The organism is Clostridioides sp. ZZV14-6345, from assembly GCF_020657775.1.
Lineage (GTDB): Bacteria > Bacillota > Clostridia > Peptostreptococcales > Peptostreptococcaceae > Clostridioides > Clostridioides difficile_D.
Genome location: NZ_JAGWCX010000124.1, coordinates 1 through 4,000 on the forward strand (window position 1 = coordinate 1; position 4,000 = coordinate 4,000).

The 4,000-nt window shown below is 23.6% G+C and carries 4 protein-coding genes; 1 reads left to right on the forward strand and 3 read right to left on the reverse strand.

The genetic code is table 11. The features are described 5' to 3' along the window. From KGF39_RS19010 to KGF39_RS19020, 3 genes are all read right to left on the reverse strand, one after another. The coding region (locus tag KGF39_RS19010) for a single-stranded DNA-binding protein (RefSeq protein WP_227823510.1) at positions 1–385 on the reverse strand (385 nt) is incomplete at its 3' end. A 34-nt stretch (positions 386–419) separates the two neighbouring features. Beyond that, on the reverse strand, positions 420–1,808 hold the full coding sequence (gene dnaX / locus KGF39_RS19015) for a DNA polymerase III subunit gamma/tau (protein ID WP_227823511.1): 1,389 nt from the start codon (positions 1,806–1,808) through the stop codon (positions 420–422). 1 nt (position 1,809) lies between these two features. Then, positions 1,810–2,715, reverse strand: coding sequence for a hypothetical protein (locus KGF39_RS19020; RefSeq protein ID WP_227823512.1), 906 nt, complete (start codon positions 2,713–2,715; stop codon positions 1,810–1,812). Positions 2,716–3,414: 699 nt separating this feature from the next. On the opposite strand from KGF39_RS19020, the gene KGF39_RS19025 reads away from it, so the two are divergent. Further along, the coding region (locus KGF39_RS19025; protein WP_227823513.1) for a replication initiator protein A at positions 3,415–4,000 on the forward strand (586 nt) is incomplete at its 3' end.

The following is a 4,000-nucleotide window of genomic DNA, read 5'->3' on the forward strand; positions in this document are numbered from 1 at the left end:
TATTGTTTTGATTATAGCCATTATCTTGATTATAAGTATTATTATTATTTTGATTATAGCCATTACTTTGATTATCTTTAGATATTTTCACTCTATTTAAATCATGATTTCTATACTTACTCACTAAAATATTAATTTCTTTATTTAAAGGATTTTGAGTTAAAGTACCAGATATAGTTATTTCATTTCCTTTATGTGCTGTATCAGCCATATAGACAGCTAATTTTCCATGAGCTCTTATTGGAAAGAAGTATCTTTCCCTTTCTCCTTTAGAATTTATTGAGTTTACAGCAATAGTGTTAAAATATGATATCGAACCAGATTCATAGTTTCTAAAAGTTCCATCCTTTACTAAATTCCCTTGTATATTAACATTATTAATCATATTGAAATCTCCTTTTTATATATAATTTAATTTTTTAACATATTTTAAATTCAAATTGTGTATTAATATTGTTTTTATAAAATTCATTTATTATTTCTCTCTTTATGTAATTTGTCTCTTTCTCAAAATCGTTTAAATAGTCTATAGCTTCTTCATTTTCTTTTTTATTTCTACCTATTGCTACAATTAGTTTTATTAAATTTTCGTCTAACTCTTCCATAAATGCTGAATGATTAATTATATTAGATATGTACACTAGATTTGGATTAGATTTGTTTTTTAAATTATTAAATATATTCATTCTTATTTGACCAAGTAAAATATTATTTCCTTTATTTTCTACATCATTTTTATTCAATCTACTTATTTTTATTAGTGTCATTTCAACTAAAATAGATACTTGAGAAGTCCTTCTCAATTTACTTTCTGTATCTTGTAAAATATCTATTATTTCAAATATATTTTCAAAATCTATTTGTTTTGCGAAATTCTGTACTTTATTTATATAATTTTCATTCATTGCAATTATATTTGTATCCGCACCACATTTAACAAGCATTATATTTCTAAAAGTAATCATTAAATCATTAAGAAAGATTTCTATACTTTTACCAGATTTAATTATCTTGTAAAATTCCTCTACTGCCTCATCACTTTTTTTATCTATTAATTTATTTGTTATTTTAAGACAAATTTCATTTGATGCTACACCTAGTAATTCAACTATTTCTTCATACGATTCTTTATTTGAGCTGATTACTTTTTCTAGCAAACTTACTGCATCTCTTAATGCTCCATCTGCTAGTTTAGCTATCAACATTAAGCTTTTTTCTTCTAAGTTACCTTTTTCTAATAAATTAATATGTTTTAATCTAGTTAATATATCTTCTATAGCTATTCTTCTAAAATCAAACAATTGACATCTTGATCTAATCGTTGCTGGCAATTGATTAGCATCTGTTGTTGCTAATATAAAAACTACATATGATGGTGGTTCTTCTAAAGTTTTAAGAAAAGCATCAGCTGCCTGTGCAGACAATCTATGTGCTTCATCTATTATATAAACCTTATACTTTAAGTTAGATGGAGCATATCTAATGCTATCTATTATTTCTCTAATATTGTCTATCCCATTGTTAGAAGCCGCATCTAATTCATATATATCAATTGATGTATTATTTTCTATTGCTTTACAATTTTCGCATTGTAGACATGGTTCTCCATTCACAGGATTAAGACAGTTAATTGCTTTAGCTAATATTCTTGCACTTGTAGTTTTGCCACTTCCCTTAGGTCCTTTAAAAATATAGCTATTTGTTATATTTCTATTTTTTACTTGATTTAAAAGAATAGAAGGTATATGACCTTGCCCAGTTACTTCTTTAAATAATTTTGGTCTATATTTGTTTGCTAATAATGACATTTTATTTTTTCCCCCTTAATATTATTTTTACTATTGATTTCTCAAGGTTTATTTTCTCTTTATTTAAATCATTTTCTAATAGCTCATTAACAGTAAATTCTAAATCTAGATTACTTCTTTCAGTTTTATCTTGTAGGATTTTGAATCTAAATTCATGTATATAGTTTGCTTTACCTTTTACTGTTTTCTCTCTCTCATATAATATATTTCTCACATTTTCAGGTATATTTTGTATTTGTCTCATTAAGTTAAAATGATTTAATAATGTCAAGTTAATGCCTATTATATTTGATGTTTTTGAAATTGTTGTATATATCTCTATTGCTTTAGTTATATTGCTATTTTCAATAGCATCAATTAAATCAAAAGTATTTTTGTTAAATGACTCAGATAGATACTCTTTATAATTTTTAAAGCTATTATCTAGTGAACTAATCTTTTTTATATCATTTAAAACTACATCCATATTATCTGCATTACCAAATATATTAGGATTTAAATTTAAGTTATGATATGACAATAGTTTTTTAACCTCTGACATATCTACTGTTAAATATTTTTTTACTTCGATTTTAGAATCTTGAAAAATTTTTATTATCTCCTTATTTCCTTTATCAAAAATGTCCTTTGTATAATAAATAGATAAAATTATACAAGTATTTGAGATAGAAATAGCTTTAGTAAGCTCCTTCAAATCTTTATTAGAATATTTGTCTATGTCAATTATCAATACTCTAAAGGAATCCATAATTGGCACTATTTTAGTCATAGATATCAAATCTTTAATATCTATCTTGCTTGTAATTTTTTCAATATTAAAATCTTTAAAGCTTAAGTATTTTTCGAGTGCGTCAATTTCTTTTTTTACACTATAATAATTATTTGTAATTAATAATTTACTTTTCATTAATTTTCTCCTCTCTTTTATATTGCTAATAAGTACAGCTTATTTTTTTATATCAATTAATGATAGATTTATTTTTAGTTTTATATAATATGGTTCTTTTTTGAATTTTTTTTGAATTTTTTTTGAATAAATTAGAATAAATATGAAAATTTTAGAAGAGTTTCTTTTTAACATCATTGAAAGAGGATAAATTGACAAAAAATAAATGACTATTTTTTAACGATTTTTATTTTTTCTATATTAAATTTATAGACTTTACTGCACAAAATGAAAGTTAGTCATAAAAAACAAAAAGTTTTTTCATGAATTATTGTGTATTAAATAATTATAAAATACATCAAATAAAAGCAAAATATAAAAATAATTGCAAAAAATTACATTATAAAATATAATATAATAAAACAAACAAAAAATAAAAAAAGCCTACATGCGACACGTTTGATAATGAACGCCAATTCATTTATCAAACTGAAAATTAATAAAAACGAAGAACAGAGTATTAATTATCATGTGCAAAGTAGACTTCTTATTTACTTATAATATACGATAATAATATCATATATCATAAATCCTTGCAATACTTTTGATAGTTATTTTACTTATAAAAAGATGGAAGTTAGTGTAAATTTGATGTCTCAGCCTTGATTCTTAATATCAAGGCTTTTTTGTATTTTAAAAATACAGTAAAGGAGTAAAAAAATGGGAGATTATTTTACAGTAGAAGAAGACCTAAAACAATTACATATACAAATTCCAAAAGCTTTGTTCTATGAAGATAAATACATTAAACCATCTGACAAGAAACCTCTTTCAGTTCAGTCTAAAATATTGTATGGATTCTTATTAGATAGAACTAAACTATCTCTTTCCAATGAATGGTATGATGATAAAAACAGATTATTTATTAAATGTGATCAAATATCTATGAGTGAATTTTTAGGAGTAAGTGAAAAAACTGCACGTGGTTATAAAAATGAACTTATAAATTTTGGTTTGTTAGAAGAGGACAAAACAGGACAAGGAAAATCTAATCTTTTATATCTTAAAAAAGTTGATGTTGAAATAAATAAACTCTCACTGTATGTAGATAAATTTAAAGTTAATGTTGAAGAAAAACGCATACTTGAAAGAAAAAGAATTTTAAAATATAGAGAAAAAGAAGATAAAAATAAAGCTGTAAAGCTTAAAAATACTTTGAACGGTAAAAACTACCGTTCAGAAAAAAAACTAAAAAAAATCTTGAACGGTAAAAACTACCGTTCAAGAACGGTAAAAACTACCGTTC